The 19,103-nt window shown below is 54.0% G+C and carries 6 protein-coding genes; 3 read left to right on the forward strand and 3 right to left on the reverse strand.

Features of this window, described 5'->3' with window-relative positions; genetic code table 11:
* Window positions 1-174 precede the first annotated feature (174 nt).
* Both DTL42_RS12865 and DTL42_RS12870 read left to right on the forward strand, forming a co-directional pair.
* A complete protein-coding gene (locus tag DTL42_RS12865; protein WP_114369122.1) occupies window positions 175-1,137 on the forward strand; it encodes a deoxyhypusine synthase family protein in 963 nt (320 codons plus the stop codon).
* Window positions 1,138-1,682: 545 nt separating this feature from the next.
* Window positions 1,683-3,302: a methyltransferase regulatory domain-containing protein gene (locus tag DTL42_RS12870; protein WP_114369123.1), complete on the forward strand. Its 1,620-nt coding sequence runs from the start codon at window positions 1,683-1,685 to the stop codon at window positions 3,300-3,302.
* Between the two features lie 95 nt (window positions 3,303-3,397).
* Here DTL42_RS12870 and DTL42_RS12875 read toward each other — a convergent pair whose 3' ends face one another.
* From DTL42_RS12875 to DTL42_RS12885, 3 genes are all read right to left on the reverse strand, one after another.
* The gene (locus DTL42_RS12875; protein ID WP_158545355.1) at window positions 3,398-4,642 is read right to left on the reverse strand and encodes an FHA domain-containing protein; all 1,245 of its coding nucleotides are present in this window, start codon (window positions 4,640-4,642) and stop codon (window positions 3,398-3,400) included.
* A gap of 183 nt (window positions 4,643-4,825) precedes the next feature.
* The gene (locus DTL42_RS12880) at window positions 4,826-10,132 is read right to left on the reverse strand and encodes a protein kinase domain-containing protein (protein WP_114369125.1); all 5,307 of its coding nucleotides are present in this window, start codon (window positions 10,130-10,132) and stop codon (window positions 4,826-4,828) included.
* Between the two features lie 167 nt (window positions 10,133-10,299).
* The gene (locus DTL42_RS12885; protein ID WP_114369126.1) at window positions 10,300-17,886 is read right to left on the reverse strand and encodes a hypothetical protein; all 7,587 of its coding nucleotides are present in this window, start codon (window positions 17,884-17,886) and stop codon (window positions 10,300-10,302) included.
* A 445-nt stretch (window positions 17,887-18,331) separates the two neighbouring features.
* On the opposite strand from DTL42_RS12885, the gene DTL42_RS12890 reads away from it, so the two are divergent.
* A complete protein-coding gene (locus DTL42_RS12890; protein WP_114369127.1) occupies window positions 18,332-19,081 on the forward strand; it encodes a hypothetical protein in 750 nt (249 codons plus the stop codon).
* Window positions 19,082-19,103: the final 22 nt, after the last annotated feature.

Raw genomic sequence — 19,103 nt, forward strand, 5'->3', positions numbered from 1 at the left:
TCCTCGTCAGCATGTCGGAGGCCCTGCTTTTTCTCTTCGTAAAGTCCCCATGGCATCCCCTAAGCGACTTCCTGCCCGATTTCGCTCAGCTTGCCGCATTGTTATAATTTCGCGCCTTGCACCTTTTAATTTTGCCCTGGGCGTCGCCCCGAACTTTCCGCAGGAGAACTGGCCATGAGCATCAGCGCGTTTATGGAGAAGCATTACCGCCATTTCAACGCTCGCGAGATGCTGGACGCAGCCAAGACCTACAAATCGTTGGTCGAAGGTGGCGGCAAGATGTTCATGTCGATCGCCGGGGCAATGAGCACCGCCGAATTGGGCATTTCGCTGGCCGAGATGATTCGGCAAGACAAGGTCCACGCAATCAGCTGCACAGCGGCAAACTTTGAAGAAGATTTCTTTAATCTCGTAGCCCACGACGATTACGAGATGTGCCCCAACTACCGCGATCTTTCGCCGGAAGACGAATTCCAACTGCGCGAAGGCGGGTTTAACCGGGTTACCGATACGTGCATTCCGGAAACGGTAATCCGCCACTTCGAGCACAACCTGCTGGAATACTGGAAGGAAGCCGACGAAAAGGGAGAGCAGCACTTCCCGACCGACTACTTCTTCCGCCTGCTGAAAGATGGCAAGCTCCAAGAGCACTACCAAATTCCGCCAGAGCATAGCTGGGTACTGGCCGCCTATGAAAAGGGAATTCCCGTCTTCACGCCAGGCTGGGAAGACTCGACCCTGGGCAATATCTTTGCAGCTCGCGTGTTCGATGGCACGCTTTCCACACACAACGTGATCCATCCTGGCACACGGATGATGCAAGACCTTGTCACGTGGTACTTAGAGCACGAAAAGAAGGGAATCGGCTTCTACCAGATTGGTGGTGGGATTGCCGGTGACTTCGCGATTTGCGCCGTGCCGCTGATCTTGCAAGACTTGGAAAAACGTGATTCCAACTTGTGGAGCTACTTCTGCCAGATCTCTGACTCGACCACATCGTTCGGCTCGTACAGCGGTGCCGTACCTAACGAGAAGATCACCTGGTACAAACTCGGCAAAGACAGCCCCAAGTACATGATCAACTCCGACGCCTCGATCGTGGCCCCGCTGATGTTCGCTTACGTCTTGGGCCAGTAGGCTTTTATGGGGAAACCACGAATGGGCACAGGTCAGAACGAGAAGGCAAAACGCCTTTGATCTATCAATGCTCCACTCGTGATTTCCATGGTCTTCCTTCTCCCTCCGCTGCTGGACGTTTCCGCTTCAGCAAGCGGGGGCAGAGAAGAAGAGTCCACGCAGGCCGAAGTCCTCTCACGTCTCCGGCAATTTGCCTCGGCTCAGAACTCTCAAAGACGAGATATTGAGTTTGGCTATCTAGCAAAGCCAGTCTCCCACAGGCCGCCAAACAAACGCGCCTTATCGGTCAGCAAGGTGGTGTCATCGGGCAACCGCTACAATCGTTGTTTAAATAACGATTACCTAGATCGCGTTGTTTGTCTTAACTGTCCTGATGAATGCAATCGTCAAAAATTGCCCGGAAAACCGGAGGATTTAGCCGAGTTTCGCAAGTTTGGTCACGACACTTGCCTTGCTTGAGGAAAGAATAAATCCTTATAGAGAGCCGGGCATTTGCCCCCCCGTCAGGTCTTCGATTCTTCTTGCCCCCTTTCGTGAAAGAGCTCATGAGCACTGCCGAAAACCCGCAACAAGCAACACTAGCCGAAGAAGAGTACAGCTACGATGTCGTTCCCTACCCGAGCCACCCCTTTCGTCAGTCTCACCCCGAGCGTTTGGCGTCGGTGGGGCATTTGTTCGGGCTGAAGCCTACTCCGATCGAGAAGTGTCGCGTACTGGAAATCGGCTGCGCTGCTGGGGGCAACCTGATTCCAATGGCCGAGGCGTTGCCGGGCAGCGAGTTCCTGGGAGTTGATCTTTCCAAGAAGCAGATCGAATCAGGCCAAAAGAATATCGAGGCACTAGGCCTGCGAAATATCGAACTGAAGCACATGGACTGCACGGACATTGACGAGTCGTTCGGCAAGTTCGATTACATTATCGTTCATGGCGTCTTCTCTTGGATTCCGCACGATGTCCAAGAAGCAGTGTTCAAAATTTGCCACAACAACTTAACCGAACACGGCATTGCCTACATCAGCTACAACACCTATCCCGGGTGGCACTTACGAGGGATGATCCGCGACATGATGAACTATCATGTGCGGAACTTTAACGATCCGCCACGACGCATCCAACAATCGCGGGCGCTGATCGAATTTCTCGCCAAAAGTGTCTCCTCCGATCGGGGCGCGTACGGCATGCTGCTCAACAGTGAATTGGAACTACTGCGTCGTCAATCCGACAACTACTTGTTCCACGAGCATCTCGAAAAAGACAACACGCCCATCTACTTCCACGAGTTCGTCGAGCGAGCAAAGCAGCACGACTTGCAGTACCTGGGCGAATCGCAATTGGCTTCGATGTGGATCGGAAACTTCCCCAAGGAAATCGCCCAAACCTTGGAACGAGTTGCCCCAGATATCGTTCAGCGGGAACAATATGCCGACTTCGTTCGCAACCGCATGTTCCGCCAAACACTGCTGTGCCATAAGTCTGCGCCGATCTCCCGCGCCCTTAGCTTGGAATCGCTCGAAGGCGCCTACATCGCCAGCAGCATGGAAGAGAAGGTAGAAGACGGGAAAGCCTCTCAGACCGATGTCAACGCTCCGACGACATTCGTCAATGCCATCAGCAAGCAATCGATGACCACTCAAGATCCACTGGTGATCGCCACGGTGCGGCGATTGCGAGAATCGTACCCAGAGGCGATCTCGTTTGAGAATCTATTTCAACATGCCATGGACACGCTGATCCAAGACACGATCTCGGATGCCTCAAAGATCGAGGCCTTGAAGCGTTCCTTAGCGACGAATCTCATTCACATGACGGTTAGCGGCATTGTGGAACTGCAATACAACCCGTCTATGTTTGTGGGCAAGCCGTCCGACAAACCCAAGACTTCGGCTGTGGCACAAATGCAAGCCAAGAGCGTTAATCGTCTGACCAATGCCCGGCACGAAACCGTGACGGTCGACGACCTAACCAAGCACTTGACTCCCTATATTGACGGCACCCGGACCAGAGAACAACTTGTCGTCGAGCTTAAACGTTTGGTCGATGAAGGGAAGCTGGTCATTCAGCAAAAGGGTGAAAAGCCCGACAGCCTGACCATCGACATGGTGATGGGACGCGCGGTTGACGAAGTCTTGAAGCGACTTTCCCAGGCGGCCTTGCTGGTGAATTAGTCGCCAGCGAGCAAACTTTCAAGTTAATAACGAGACAAGGGATCGAAGGAGCAGCTTTCGATCCCTTGTTCTTTTTCACTCGGTAATCGCTTGCTCTAGCCAACCAACTCTGGCGGGCATGGCAAGCCTAGCGTTCGCCACGTGCGAATCTCTTGATCGTTCTTAAATATCACCCAACGGGCACCGCGTTCGATTTCCAACAAGATAGCCGAAATCCCATCTAAGAAACCGTAGTTGGTGTATTGGCCGTCAGAATACAAATGATTCAGCAACTCGGCGGGACTAGCCAATTCGTTAGTCAGCCGATAAGTGAGACTTGCAAACTCCACCTTATCAAGTCGGCTCGCCATACAGATGATCGCGTCTTGGCCCCACGCTTGCCGTAAGATTTCGTGGAAGGCACTGCTGTCTTGCTTAGCAATCAAAAGCTGCGTGCTTGAGATCTGGACCGCGCCAGCGGCCATGGCTTGCTGATAGAAGCCTGGTTGCTGCTGCGGCTGCAAACGACCGTAATTGGCAATCGCGTACAAGAATCGATTCTGGCCAATGAAATCCGCCACGTCGGTCGGAGGCTTAACTTCGTTACGAGGGCAGAAGTAGGTCATGCCCGAAGGAGCCAGCCTGGTTTCGTAACGCATCTGCAAGCCTTGGGCGATCTCAGCGGCCGAGAGCGACCGTTGGGGCAAAGCTTGTGCCCGCGAAGCACTCGGCATGTTCATCATGCCATCCTTCAACTCGTCTACCGGAGGCGAGTTCAGGCTGTCTTCTTGCGGGCGATTATCGACATAATCACTTCCCAGCCCAGCGTTACGGCGAACAATCTTGAAAGTCTGGCTGCTCAGGCGGGGATAATTTTGCACGCCTTCCGGCTCGGCTTCTTTCTTTTGCTTTGCTTGATAAAACGGATTGTTCTCGGGCGCTATCGACTCGGTCCGGTCGTACTCTAAGGGAAACACATCCCCGGGACGACCAGGCGGAAGATTCGACTGCCCAGCCAATTGAGGCGGTCCGATCGCAGGGGAAGTCTCACCCAGTGAGTCGCTAAGCATGACGACTTGAAACTGCGTTTTCCCAGCCACAATCACATCGCCATCATGCAATTGGATAGCTGCCCCAACTTTGGCACCATTGACGAATGTCCCGTTGCGGCTTTGCAAATCTTTCAGGACGACCTGATCGCCTTCACGCGAGATCGAGAAATGCAAGCCTGATAGATGGGGATCATCGGGAACCGTTAGCTCGGACTTTGTCGTGCGACCAATGCGCACGACTTGGCTACCATCTAACCAGACGCGCCGGTTACCATAATTTGCCGAATAGATTTGAAGCGCAAGACGCAAGAGAGTGTCTCCATGAGCAAAGAAGACCACTTACCCAGGCCTTCAATATCCCCTTATCTAATTATCCAACAAGAGGGAATTTGAGTTGCAGGATTTCTTGAAATTTGCCCTCTAAATTAGGAAAATTGCGGAAATCGGGTAAGTAACTATCTAACACATCGCTATCAATGGATGCATTTTACGCTATTGTGAGCCGGTAGGCACATCGTTCTCGACCTCTGGCTTCTGCTCTGCTGGCAGTTGTGTGGAGAACCACAAAATTGCCTGACGATCGAGAGAGGACGTTAACAGCATACGGTCGTCGGGTGAGAAGACAATAGACGAGATCGCCTTGCGATGCCCTTTCAAGGGGACAAATTCCTGCACTACTAAGGAAGAGGCCGTATCCTGATCGTCCATGTCGGCGGCTACGTCCATATATTCGACAAACCAGACAGTTAGTGCGCCGTCGGCACTGCCTGTCACAAGACGTTTGCCATCGCCAGTAAACGCGGCACCGCTCACATCTGCCGAGTGCCCGGCCAATTCTCGGGGGGCAGTCATGGCGATTTTCTCCCAACGAGCATCCACCCACAGTCGAATCAGCTTATCCGTACTGGTGGCCGCCATCCGTGTCCCATCGCTGGACACCGCCAAACTCAAAAACTTGCCTGGGTGTGTCGCAAACGGTTCGCTGAGTGGTTCTCCCGAAGTAGGATCATACATTCGTAGCGAGCCCAACAATTGCTCCCCAAGTTCGTCTTGCTTCTGCATGAAGCTGCTGGCGACCAACAATTTCAATTTGCCTTCGTCAGGCACCCAAGCCAAAGCATCAATTACCCCTTCGCGGCTTTTCCAAGCTGGCAAGACTTCTTGTTTGGCCAGGTCGATCACGGCAACTTCTTCACTGCTTCCTCCGACCGCTAAAAGGTCGTCATGCAAAGCAACACCTTGAATCGCTTGATAGCCAACATCGAATACTTTGATTAAGTCACCGGATGTGGCATCCCAAATACGCACGAGCCCATCAAGATGAACGGTGACGACTTGCTGGTCCCCTGTTAAAAAATCGGCGAAGACCACCGGTCTGGAAGTCGCCAAGCGAATCGAGCTTTGGCCCGTTTGTGCATCCCAATATTCGACGTCCCGATTGTAGTACGTCACTTGAATGTGCTGCTTATCATTTGGCAGCGATTCAACCCGAGCAACATGACGCATTCCCAAGCGAGAACCGGCATCGCCGACTCGCGCGTGGTTCCAAACTTGATAGTTATCTTGCGACACATCCCAGCGTCCAACATCGGTCCCCTCATCCGATCGCGCCAACAAAAAGTAGATCACCTGATTATCGTCGGAGATCGAAGGAGAGGTCACTCGGCTATCGCAAGCAACACTCCGAAGTAGCTTCCGTTTTTTTAAATCAAACAAGCACAACTGCGACGGGCCACGCCCGGTTGCTTCATCGAGCTGATGATAAACGACAGCCGCATGGGTTGAATCTGGTGACACCGAGAACAGCAGAAACGGGATTCCTGCTTCCTGGCCGGGAAACTCGAAGACTCGCTGATCCTTCAAGAAGTCAACCATCGATAAAGTCCCCAGCGGTTTTGCCGCAGGGTTGCCAATCATAAGCACGCTGTCCGATTGAAACGCAATTTGCTTCAAGTTCGCGGCGTTCATCTGCCATACCGGTTTGTCTGGCAGTTGCTTGGCGTTTGGACTCGGCATTTGATGCACTTGCACCCACACAGGTGTCAGAATCGCCAAGTACTTACCACCTGGCGAAACGGCGAGAGATACGATCTGAGTTGCACCGATCTTGCAGGCGACATTGAAACCAGGCTCTCCACTGGTCGAGGCCGAACGGAGCATGGTAGTTTGCTTGCCGTTGTCGGTCGGCTCGGCGTCGACATAGATGAACTGATCGGTGCCTGTAATAGCGACAATGCGGCGGGAACCACCTTGGGTATCGTGATGCCAGACGATGTTTTGTTTCTCGATATCCCAAACATCAACCCCAGCACTAGGGTCCGCCGTCAACAGAAAATCGCCAGCCCCAACAGGAATGGTCATGGCCTGTTCGGCAAAGTTCTGACGGTCCCAATCTCCTACGTGCAAGTTGTGCAGCGGCTGACTAGCTTGCGAATCGGTACTCCAGATTTTGGCAGCGCCTGAACGGTCTCCGGTTATGAACTTGGTTCCATCGTGCGAGAAGCCAGCCCAAAGCACGCTCGCTGGCAATTCGACATCAAGTTCATCTCGATAGGTTTTATAGTTCCAGAACCGCGCAGTATGATCTTCCGAAGCAGAAACGACTTCTGGCTGCGAGGGATGAAAAGCACAATCAAAAACGCTTCCACGATGCCCACGCAGCGTCTTGAAAGGCATCAACTTTCCACTTTCGGAATCAAGCTTAAGCAGCATAATCGAACCATCGACCAGTGAGATGGCCAGTAGGTTTCGTGATTGATCAAACCGCAACTGATTTACCTGCGAAGGCAGCGATACCGCCGACTCTTTTCCTTCCGAGTCTCCATCCCACAGCAGCAGACTTCCATCGGCCATTGCCAACACAACCTGATCGTCGCTGAGATATTGGCAATGTTCGGCTGGTTCGTCGAGTTGTAGTTCTGCAATTACGTCGTGTTGGTCATCCGCTGTTCGTCGACGAACGGTGTAGCGACCATCGTATTCCTGCGATTGCACATACTCTTTTCCGTTGGGCGATACCGCCACGTCAAACATGGTCATGGCCGTTAAAGCGGTCTCGGCGACCTTCGACTTCGCGTTCACACGATAAATAAAACCACCAACGGCGACGTATACATCACCGCGAGCGTCCGGAGCGAACTCGACGGAACGGACCTCGTTGTACGGAAAATATTTATCGAGCTTGGGCACGTCGACCAAGGTTGGCGGGTCTTTCAAATTCCAGACGAGCAAGTGTTTGCGAGAATGATCGGTGCCAATCCAAAGCTCTTTCCCATCTGGTGAAAAACGCAACACGTTGATCCGGCAATCTGGAACAGCCAGATGCACCGGCTTGGCCTCGGCAATAGGCTGCTTTGCCGATACCAAGTAAACCCCATCACCGTTGGTTCCAATCGCCGTCCATTGCCCATTAGGGGAAATGTCGACTGCGGTCGCCATCCGGTCGAAACTCATATGGGGAATATTAGGGTGACAAAGATAAGCCAAATGCTTCCATTCCCAGCTACGATACTCAGGCGGAACTTTTTCCAACAGGTTGAGCGCTGCAGCAATGTCATTCGCTTCAACCTTAGATTGCGCTAAGCCCACTTCTGAAAACATGCCGGCGAAATCGGCTAACTTCTTCTGCAGCCGCACGTCGACCAGGGCATCTTCCAGCTTGGCCTGTTCCACCTTGAGCTCTTCGGCTAGTTCATTCGCCGTTTTCAAATTCTTAAGGGCAATTCCTTCCTGGCGTCGTGCTTCCGTTTCGGCGATACGAGCTTTGCCAGCTTCATCGTTGGCACGTTGTGCTTCGTCGTTCGCTCTTTGAGCTTCGTCGTTGGCACGGTCTCTTTCCCCCTTGGCCAACGCCTCGGCGGCAACGGCCCGTTCTCGCTGAGCATTGATCAGAAAGAGCCCGACACCAGCCCCCACCAAGGCAAACATCAACGACGCCACGGCAATCCAGCGAGCCATTTTCGCATTACGAGCAGTCCGTTCCGCATCGGCTTTGGCCCTCACCAAGGCTGTATAAATCGGTTCTTCATCCGGATCAGAAGAGCCAACCAATTGCAAACCAAGGTCGTAGTCCGCTTTCTTCAGCGCGCACTTAGCATATTCCAAGCGAGCTTCGCGAACTCCGTGATCAGCGGCATCGTTCTCGCTCCATAATTTCAACGCGTCCTCGAAACCGAACATGGCTCGGGAAAACAGCTCGTAGTTTTCCGTTTCCTTGGCAGTTTCAAGTTCTTTCAGAGCGTTATTGGTAAGCTCGATACTTTGGGCCGTCGATTGATACTTGCGTATTTCTTCCTGTAGCAACGCCACCGAAGCAAATCGCAGTTTCGGAGAAGTCGCCATCGCCGTTAAGGCTATATTCTTGAGACGGCTGGTGCTATCGGAACGTACGATCACATTCTGAGCGGCAGCAACAAGGCACTCCGTCACCGTCGAAGCTGCGTGCGGCGGGAAGCCAGTGACGATCTCGTACAGCATGGCCCCTAGGAGGTAAATATCGCTGCATTTGCCGATTCGTTCGAGTGGCCCCTTGGCCATTTCCGGAGCCATGTAGGCCGGAGTTCCCCCCATAGTGAACTCTTCGTTGCGGCTAAGATCAACCGCCAGTCCCCAGTCCATTACCAGGACTTCCCCATACTCGCCGAGCATGACGTTCTCTGGCTTCAAGTCGCGGTGAATGACATTTCTCGAATGTGCGAACGCGATCGCGTCGGCCACTTTGAGAATGATCTCTAGATTCTCCGCTTCCGTCTTGTTGCGAATCACCTTATGCCACTCGGTGCCGGTGACACACTTCATCGAATAGAACAGCGTGCCGTCTTCGGTTTGACCAAGTTCGTGAATCGGTACGATATTCGGATGGTCTAGATGCCCGGTAATAACCGCTTCGCTGAGGAACTTAACGCGATCATTTTCCCGTTGTCCGATGTCTCGTTTTAATGTTTTAACCGCGACCCGGCGATGAAGTGATTTCTGGTTGGCAGCGTAGACAACCCCCATGCCTCCTTTGCCAATCTGGCTGATGATTGCATAGTCGGAGCCTTCCTCTTGATCAGAGAGAATTCGGCGACAGAGGTCGACCCCCATTTGCTTGGCTTTGCTGACGGTCGCCGTGCGCATCGTTTCCATGGGCGAGCCATCACCGGCCCCCCAGTACCGTTTCACATCGCTGGGGGAGAGTGGCTTGGAACCAATGGTGACATGCAGATCTTCTTGGCTTAGCGGACGTTTGCTTTCATCGATATCAATCGTTTGGCCAAAATCTTCCGCGTACCCTTCCTCGACATCAAGATCGAGCGTCTGCATCGCATCATTTGCACTACCACTTGGCGGCAGTTCGATGGTGGCTTGCCCATCAATATCGTTTTCTTCTGGGCGATCCGCTGGGGTGGGTCCCTTGGTGTTCAATTCATCCGCTGCGATCGTGGCGGACGTATCCTCGATAGCAAACTCGATCGTTTGCCCAAAATCTTTTTCGTCGACCTTTGCGAGCAGCTCTTGGCCCACCTCAGCCGCATTGGGCAGATCGATGGTTTGGTTGATCTCGTCCGAAGATGGCTGCTTGTCGTCGGGAAGCTCGAGGGTGAAACCATCGTAGCGTTGATCTTGTTTTTCAGACGAGGGATCCGTTTGCGCGGGAAGCTGATCTGACTCGCTGAAATCGAGTACCGGGGAATTATCGCTACCATCCTCCTCAACCGCAGCACCTTCCCATCTTGCATCGCAATTGGGGCAAAAACCTGCCAATCGCTGAAAGTCAGGCAGCTCAGCATGGCATTGAGGGCATTTGAAAGTCGACATGAAGAAACTTCCCCGATTCGTGGCACGGGTGGACGTGTCACGATGGATTACGGCGATTCGATAGCTTTTCCCTGAAAACCGGCATCTTCCAGGTCGGATGATAACGCGTTATGAGCCTGTCCCCAAACGAGTTGGCTTGCATAACGCTCCTTTAACCTAGATTACGATCATAGCCATTGCCGCGTCCGGCGGCGAAGCCGATCGAGCGCATTGGCATTTAGCTCGACATTTTCTGGCACTTCCTCGGCAGACTCTTGCGGTGGAGTTTGTTTTTCAGCTTCCCGCTGTCGAACGGCAGCAGCCATCAAGAGCGTTCCTCCTAATAACGCACTTCCCAGGCTCTCGCGAACGCCCGTCTGTTTAGCACGCAAACGATCGGTCAACCGTTCGATTTCATCAAGCTCAACCATCGATACCCGTTCGAGCATGATATCCTCGTCCGAGGGGACACCCGCTCGAACTCGGTCGGCTTCTCCTTCTTCCGATTGCCCTTCTCCTGCGTTCCCTCGTTCGACGTACACCTGGGGAAACCACTTGTCGTATTCCTGCTGCCAGACATCTTCAGGCGAGAGCGAACTTGCACGCGTATCGGCCAGGGCAAGTTCTTCTGCCTGTGGCTGCGTGGAGTTGTCGTACAGTCCGAAAATATCAGCCGGCGTTGCGCGAATCTGCTTTTCGTAATAAGAAATCTGCGGCTGATCGATACCGGGATAGACAATCACAATGCGATACAAGCCTGGTTGGAACCGTTCGTCTCGTTGGATCAACTCCTTCACCGCATCCAACGTCATGAACTCGCCATCGAGCTTGATCTCTTCACCAATGGTCATATCAAGGTCGTTGGGATTCACTTCCACCACCGTGACTCCTTCTATCGAAGTCGACGCGCGGGAGTCATCCGAGGTCTCAACGATCGAGTTCGTCACAATCGCCGCTGCGGCCTCGATCGGTGCAGGAGCAACCAGAGGAAGCGTTGGAGCGACAAAAGCCTCTGTCATTGGTACGCTATCGATCGGCGTCTTAAAGAACATCGCGAAACTATCGTTCACGACATTCAAATTGGTCGGCGACGTCGCATCGACATTCTGGAAAAGGTTAATCTGCGGGCTATTGTAAGCGTTCACCTGTATCTCAACCGAGGCGTGTGCGGTCGCAAATTGCCACGGGTAGACGAAGACAATGTTGGTCGGCGTATCGATATTGCCGGCGACTTCCAGAACCACCACACTCTCGAAGCCAAGCACGGCAGGTGCCGCCGGATCGGAGGCCTGACGCCAATCGGTCACCAGTACGAAATCCATTTCGCCCGTTTCCCCTAATTGCGTCAAGACAAAGACCGCCTGCGTATCAACTCCGGTCGAAGTATTCAATAAGTACGTATCCACCGTTCCGGCGATTCGAACATACGCTGGCCCCCACGAAGCAGGATCGTCGATTTCAAACTGCGTGTTTGGGGGTGGCAGATTCATGTCGTCGAACGCCACAATCTTTGATACGACCGCAAACAGGTCCCCCACTCCGCCTGCCCCTTTACTAGAATGCAGGCTGGAACCGTCGGTGATCGATAACTCGCCCGAGGCCAGCGCGGTGATCACCCCTGAGTTGGTCAAATCGACCACAACCGACGACGAACCAGCCGCACCAAACGTGAGATCGCCACCATTGGTGGTTCGTACGAAAGCATGCCCGGCAGCGGCTCCGTTGGTTTCCAAACCGTTGATGGCCCCGATGTCTCCCAAAGTGTCGACAACTTTGGCAATCGTGAGGTCACCATCGTTGATGGCAATAAACGAGTAGTTCTCCCCTGCCCCAGCGACAAAGGAATCGGCTCGTGCCCCTACGGCAAATGTATCCGAATTCTCGTCGGGAAGATCGGCATCGATTGAGTCGGTTGTCAGCAGTCCGCCAAAACCATCACTGCCGTTCAGACCAGCCGTGGTTACATCGAAAGCCATTCCTGGCGTGACAAACAAGGGCGTACCGTCAGCCGAACCCGCCAGCACGTTCACATCGAGCGACGTGAGTAAAATGCCTCCACCGGAATGCAACAAAGCCTGACTAGCCGTAATGTGGTTGTTCAGCACTACCCCGGTGCGGAAGTCATTGACCTGAACGAGTGGGCCACCAGTCTTCAACGCCAAGGTTCCGCTAGTTTGCGTTCCATCTACAATGGCCAAACCGTTCGTATCGGCCTGTTCGTGAATGCTGATGTTGCCGCTCGCTTCCGCATACAAGAGTCGCAAGTCGACAACTTCATTGATTCCGTTCCCCAATCGCAAATCGCCCGACTGGGCATAAAAACTAGCCAGGTCAGTGACCGTCAACGTCGACAACGCATCGGTTTCGATTCCTTTAGCCGAACGGAGCACAACCGACTTGCCAAGGTTGTCCCCGGCCAGGTTCATTCCCGGTGCGCTGTCTCCGGCAGGGCTACCTTCCGCGATCGTTACGGCATAATCGGCAGCCCAGAAAGTAACCGTTCCGAAAGCGGTCTGTTGCCCCGAGTTCGTACCGCGAGCATAGGCATCGTTGGCAGTGCTGACGACTCCAACCTCGATGTCTCCTTTATCTGCGACAAAGCTGGCCTGATTCGTCACGATCAGATCGTTGGTCGCGGCGAGCGTAATCGCCCCCGCCGTGAATAAAGCGTTCTGCCCGACGGTGATATCCCCACTTTGCGTTAGAGCGCCAGCGAGGTTCACCACCAGGTTTTCATTGATATCAATTTTAGGCAGATCGACGGCCATGCTATTAGGGAAGTCCAATGTGACGTTCCCCATGGTGCCACCGGCCAACGCCGTCGGTAGATCGCCTGTAGGAATGATTGCCGCAGCATTGACGTTTCGCAGGTAGAAGTTCTGCAGGTTTTCAGGCACTAGGCCCAACGTCACCGTGAAATCCTTTCCCAACCCGGTATCAGTAAAGATATCGTTATCGCCGTAACGCAGATCAATATCGCCTTGGGCGGTAAGCTGCAAATCGGTGGAACCAGTGGTGACCACAATGTTCGTGCTGCCGTCGGTTGGCTGCGTTATCGTTCCGGCGGCTATGATATCGAGCGAAGTTGCTTTGATGTTTCCCAGCAACAACGAGACGTTCTGCCCGTCGGCAATATCATCACGGATAGAAACCTGCCCTGGCGTATCAGCCACGGTATCGATTCCTTCCACTGATACGACTCCGCCGAAGTCGTTCCCATTGTTGAACAACACGACATCCGCCCCGTTGGCTACGGAGATATCAGTCGTATCGCTCACCAATAACTTCGCTGCAAGCAGCTGCTGCACAGAGCCTTCGGCACGGATTGTCAACGCATCTGTGCGGATGTCTCCTAAGGTCAGGGAGAGACCTAACTGAGACACATCGTCACGGATCTGCACATCACTCAGTCGATCCGTCGCCATTGTACCAACAACAGAAACCGCTCCGCGAAAATCATTTCCGGCGTTGAACAAGACAACTTGAGCACCAGCCGCAGTCACCACCGTGGTTGTCGTGTCGATATCAAGCGTGGCAGATGAGGACTGGGTGACGTTGCCTGCGGCCATGACTTCCAGAGAGTTCGCCTCGACGTTCCCGAGAATCAACTCGCTGGCATCCTGAATTTTCACTTTACCTGGGACATCGAGAGGATCGATCCCAGTAACCGAGACCGCCCCCTGGAACTCATTCCCGCTGTTGAAAAGCGTCACATCTGCCAGGCTACCCACTCGGACGGCTGTTTCTGCAGTTATGTTGAGTGTGGTAGCGGCCGCTTGAGTCACACTACCGAATGCCTCCACTTCCAGCGATTGGGCCACGACACTACCAAGTTCGAGCGTGTTGGCATCCCGTATTCTAAACTCCCCTGCCTGAGTCCCCATGCCTAAGCTGGCTACAGAGACCGCTCCGGAGAAGTCGTTACCTTTGTTGAAGAGACTTACATTTTTGCCAGCGGCGACGGTGATCGTCGTGCCGCCCGCCAATATTGTGGAGGCGACCTCTTGTGCGATGTCGCCACCGGTCTCAAGCTGGAGGTTGGCAGCTCGAATATCCCCTAGCGTTAGCTGATTCGTGTCTCGGATTGAAACCAGGTTGGGCGAATCCGCTGGCAGGTTGCCGGCTACCGAAACGGTTCCGCCAAAATCGTTCCCCGCATTGAATAGCACCACATCGTAGGTATCCGAGACCTTCGCGAGCGTTGTCCCGGCGATGTCCAACGCTGTGCCGGTGGCCTGGGTGATGTTACCTAGCAATGCCACGACCGCCAGAGAATCGGCGGAGACATTTCCGAGCACGATTGCATTCGCGTCTACGATCGAGATATTTGTTCCACTGGCTGTCACTGGGCCGGTAAAATCATTGGTGATATTGTCGAGTTTGATCGAAGCCGTTGTTGTTAACGAAGTCGTCCCCGATCCGGCAACAACAATCTTCTCACCTGCGGTTTGCGTAATCGCTGCGCCGGCATCGACGGTTAGCTTGTTGGCGGCAATCTCTCCTAGTTCGATCGCATTCACATCGCGAAGGGCAACCTCGCTGCCCTCCGCATCGACTGAACCGCCAAAGTCATTCTCAGCGTTCAGTAACGACACCCCAAAACCAGTGGCCGAGAGGGACGTATCCCCAACCACAACCACCTTTTCGCCAGCGGTTTGCGCAATCGCTCCACCGGCGTCAACCGTTAGCTTGTTGGACGTGATCCGCCCAAGCTCAATTGCATTTGCATCAACCAGCGCAACATCACTGCCAGCGACATCAACCGAGCCGCTGAAGTCATTGGCAGCGTTGGTCAATGTAATCGCAAAACTGGATGTGCTAAGCGCCGTTTCTCCTGTGACGACCACCTTTTCTCCAGCCGTCTGGGTAATCGCCCCGCCTGCTTCCACCGTCAACTTGCTGGACGAAATCTCGCCGAGTTCAATCGCGTTGGTATCCGTCAGCGACACCTCAGCACCGGTGACATCGACCGAGCCGCTGAAGTCATTGCCGGCGTTGGCCAGGGTGATATTACTTCCCGTGGCCGTAAATTCGACCGCACCGGTATTGATGGCCGCAAGTGCCGTTTGAGTGATCGCTCCGCCGGCATTCACGGCAAGGGAAGTAGAGTCGATATTCCCTAGCACGATCGCATCTGTATCCCTCAGGGAAACGTCGGTACCGGTCGCCGCAACAGGGCCACCGAAGTTATTGTCCGTGTTTACCAAAGAGATCGCACTGGTCGTAGTGAGCGTCGTTTCACCAGCGACAACCACCTTTTCCCCGGCTGTCTGGGTGATCGCCCCGCCTGCTTCCACCGTCAACTTGCTGGACGAAATCTCGCCGAGTTCAATCGCGTTGGTATCGGTCAGCAAGACCTCGGCTCCAGCCACATCGACCGAACCACCGAAGTCATTGCCGGCGTTGGTCAATGTAATCGCAAAACCGGATGTGCTAAGCGCCGTTTCTCCTGCGACGACCACCTTTTCTCCAGCCGTCTGGGTGATCGCCCCGCCTGCCTCTACCGTCAACTTGCTGGCTGAGATTTCACCGAGTTCAATCGCATTGGCATCGGTCAGCGAAACCTCGGTACCGGCGACATCGACCGAACCACCGAAGTCATTGGCGGCGTTGGTCAATGCAATCGCATAACCGGACGTGCTAAGAGCCGTTTCTCCAGCGACGACCACCTTTTCTCCAGCCGTCTGGGTGATCGCCCCACCTGACTCTACCGTCAACTTATTAGCCGAGATTTCTCCGAGTTCAATCGCGTTGGTATCGGTTAGCGAAACCTCGGCAGCGATGACATCAACCGAGCCGCTGAAGTCGTTCGCGGCGTTGGCCAGGGTGATATTACTTCCCGTGGCCGTAAATTCGGCCTTGCCGGTATTAGTGGCCGCAAGTGCCGTTTGAGTGATCGCTCCGCCGGCATTCACGGCAAGGGAATTAGAGTCGATATCGCCTAGCACGATCGCATCTGTGTCCTTCAGCGAAACGTCGGTACCGGTCGCCGCAACAGGGCCACTGAAGTTATTGTCCGCGTTTACCAAAGAGATCGCACTGGTTGTAGTGAGCGTCGTTTCTCCAGCGACGACCACCTTTTCTCCAGCCGTTTGGGGGATCGCTCCGCCTGCCTTAATAGTCAACTTGCTGGCCGAGATTTCACCGAGTTCAATCGCATTGGCATCGGTTAGAGAAACCTCGGCACCGGTGACATCGACTGAGCCCGTAAAGTTGTTCGAGGCATTCGCTAGGGTGATATCACTTCCCGTGGCGGCTAGATCGGCGGTGCCGGTTTTTATAGCCGTAAGTGCCGTTTGGGTGATCGCTCCACCGGCATTTACTTTAAGCGAACCAGAGGTAATGTTTCCCAGTTCGATCGCATCGATATCGGCTAACGAAGTAGCGAATCCAGCCGAATTGGCGTTTACCGAGCCTCCAAACTGGTTCGTCCCTGTTTCCAGCGCAATGGCCCCGCCAGCCACGAAGTTGGCGGTTTGCGTGATGTCGAGTTCTCCGCTGCCTTGCGAGATGGCACCAGCCGAGGTGGCAGTGAGAACTTTAGCCCGAATCTGGCCGAGCGTTAGGTTGCCGCTGATGTCGTTAAGGGTTACTGCTGCCGCGTGTCCCGTTTTTCCCGTGACGGCAACTTGCCCGCTAAAATCATTGGCTTGGTCAAGCTTCACATTGGCGCCATCCGCGACCGTGATCGTGGTTTCGCCGCTGACCGAGAGGGTTCCGCCGGCCTGGGTGACGAAGCCTCCGGTCTCGACTTCCAAGTCACCAGCAATCGAACTGGCGCCGTCGAAGGCAAATCCGTTCGTTTCCGAGATCTTCGCATCTGCCACCGAAGTTACCAGCGTCAGTTGAGCAAAGTCGTGCCCAGCGACAGACTGATTGAGCGTGATCTCAGTCCCAGTAAACGAGGCAGCCCCAGAGACCTCGATGTGCGTGGCAGCCGTGTCCTGAATTGCCCCGTCTGCAACGACCGTAATCTCGGAAGCGACGATATTTCCCAACGCAATATCGTCCGTATCGGTCAAGGCGATGCTGACATTGTCACTCGTCACACTTTGCGAAAGCGTATCGAGGTCGTGCGTGCCGAGCTCTAAATCAATAGCGACGACGCCAGCAGTTGCGTCACGGTTGATCGTGAAGTTCGTCCCGGTGATGCTTCCATTGGCGGTGCTTGTCACCGTTAGTGTCTTGCCGGTCGTGTTCGTGGCGTCGACATTCACATCGCCGATCACCTGACCATCGATACTTATTGAGGTATCGTCCGTATTGACGCCCGTCGACAGCAGGTTGAGTGAACCAACGCGTACCTCCGCTCCCATCTCGACCGAGACCGCATCGACATTATCGAGGGTGGTAAAGCTGGAGCTTAGATCAAGGTCCGTTCCGTTGGACAATGTGGCCAAGAAGGTGACCATCGAAGGATCAAGGGAGTTATTGGTATTGGTGTCCGTTATCGTGATTGAGGTAAGAGTCGCGGTGTCGAGCGTCAGCTTGCCGGCTGCGAAGGCCCCGTCGCCGGAACTACTTGTCAGGCCATCGACATAAAGAAAGTCGTTCCCCCCAGCACGACCGATCTCGATCGAGTCTCCATCTTCCACCGTGATCGTCAAAGTCTGCGTTCCCGAATCGTAAACCGCATCCGCCGCCAACACGACGCGTGGTTCCAACTCGCGAAATTGCAACTTCGTTTCAAACTGCTCTTGGAAAGCTGCCTGGGCACGCCCCTTCTTCTCGGCAGGTGGCCTGAAGAATCGGTTCCAGAAGCTCTTAGATTTCATGTTTCGCAGCTCGACTTAGGGGCAAGTGGAACTCCAGCCCCAATGGGGTATTCGGGAATACATTTGCCGATTCCCAATTCAGAAGTTGCCCAATATTTGGCAAATCCCCCATACTAACGATTAAGGAGACAGAAATTCATTCAAGTCACGCTCTGGTAGCATGTCAATGAACTTCCTCTGAATTCGATTTTATCTCGCCTAAACCACGCTTTTGGCGGACTTCAAAGGGCCAGCACCGGAACTTCACCCACCCTTCAGAGGTAATCCCATTTAAGTCGTTTCCATATCAGATTGGGCAAATTGGGAAAGCCCTTTTGCTTCTCCCCTTATAGGTGCGGGGGAAGTTTGCCGGTGGTCGAAATAACCAAGGATGCCGTATCCGCGCGGAACGGCTCGTTTGGGGTGCCGACACCAAGGTGCCCAATCTGGAAAGGGATCCGTCTCAATGCCCGGCGTTACGCATATTCAGAAAATTGGCATTCGAACGTTAGGGCGAGTCGTCACGCTACTGCTTTCGGTCGTTCTCGTTCACCCGCTTGTTGCAGACGAGAATGCTCCCAAGTCGCAAGTGCGCATTCAAGCCGTTGTTCAGCCCAGCAGTCCGTCGGATATTGTCCCTGTGATGAAGCCGTTAAGCCCGGCAACTGTTCTAAACGATCGTGGCAAGCTTTCGTCACAGAACGAGGATTTCTTTAAGAGACTCACTCCCACCGATCGCATACTTTTGTACGATGGCCGTCTGCCAGACGAGTTTGGTATCGGTCGCACATTCGACTACGTCGTCAACGGCGAGAAAATCACGCCTCCGGAAAACATCGCGGCGAAGATCTTCTCGCAGGAACCAATCGAAAACTACGCCTACGGCTATCACCACGATTGGTATCCCATGATTGCAGCTTGGGAAGCCCCGGCCTTCTATCACCAGCCGCTGTACTTTGAAGAAGTCAATCTCGAGCGCTACGGCAACAAGCATAGGCACCTGCAGCCGGTCTACTCGGCTGCCCATTTCTTTGCCAACACGTTGGCGTTGCCTTACAAGATGGGGGTAAATCCTCCGTGCGAACGGGTCTATACGCTGGGGCACTTCCGCCCTGGCGATTGCAACCCACACGATCGGCATGGCCTGCCGTTCAGCTGGCGCGGGATCATCTACACCGGTGCCGTCTACAGCGGTATTGGTGCGGCGTTTCCTTAAATCGCTCGTTGTTGTTTTCGCC

Origin of the sequence: Bremerella cremea, assembly GCF_003335505.1 — a bacterium.
GTDB classification, from domain to species: Bacteria; Planctomycetota; Planctomycetia; order Pirellulales; family Pirellulaceae; genus Bremerella; species Bremerella cremea_A.

Coding starts and splice junctions, on each gene's coding strand:
- DTL42_RS12865 (WP_114369122.1), top strand. CDS start 175: ATGAGCATCAGCGCGTTTATGGAGAAGCATTACCGCCATTTCAACGCT.
- DTL42_RS12885 (WP_114369126.1), bottom strand. CDS start 17,886: ATGAAATCTAAGAGCTTCTGGAACCGATTCTTCAGGCCACCTGCCGAG.
- DTL42_RS12880 (WP_114369125.1), bottom strand. CDS start 10,132: ATGTCGACTTTCAAATGCCCTCAATGCCATGCTGAGCTGCCTGACTTT.
- DTL42_RS12890 (WP_114369127.1), top strand. CDS start 18,332: ATGCCCGGCGTTACGCATATTCAGAAAATTGGCATTCGAACGTTAGGG.
- DTL42_RS12870 (WP_114369123.1), top strand. CDS start 1,683: ATGAGCACTGCCGAAAACCCGCAACAAGCAACACTAGCCGAAGAAGAG.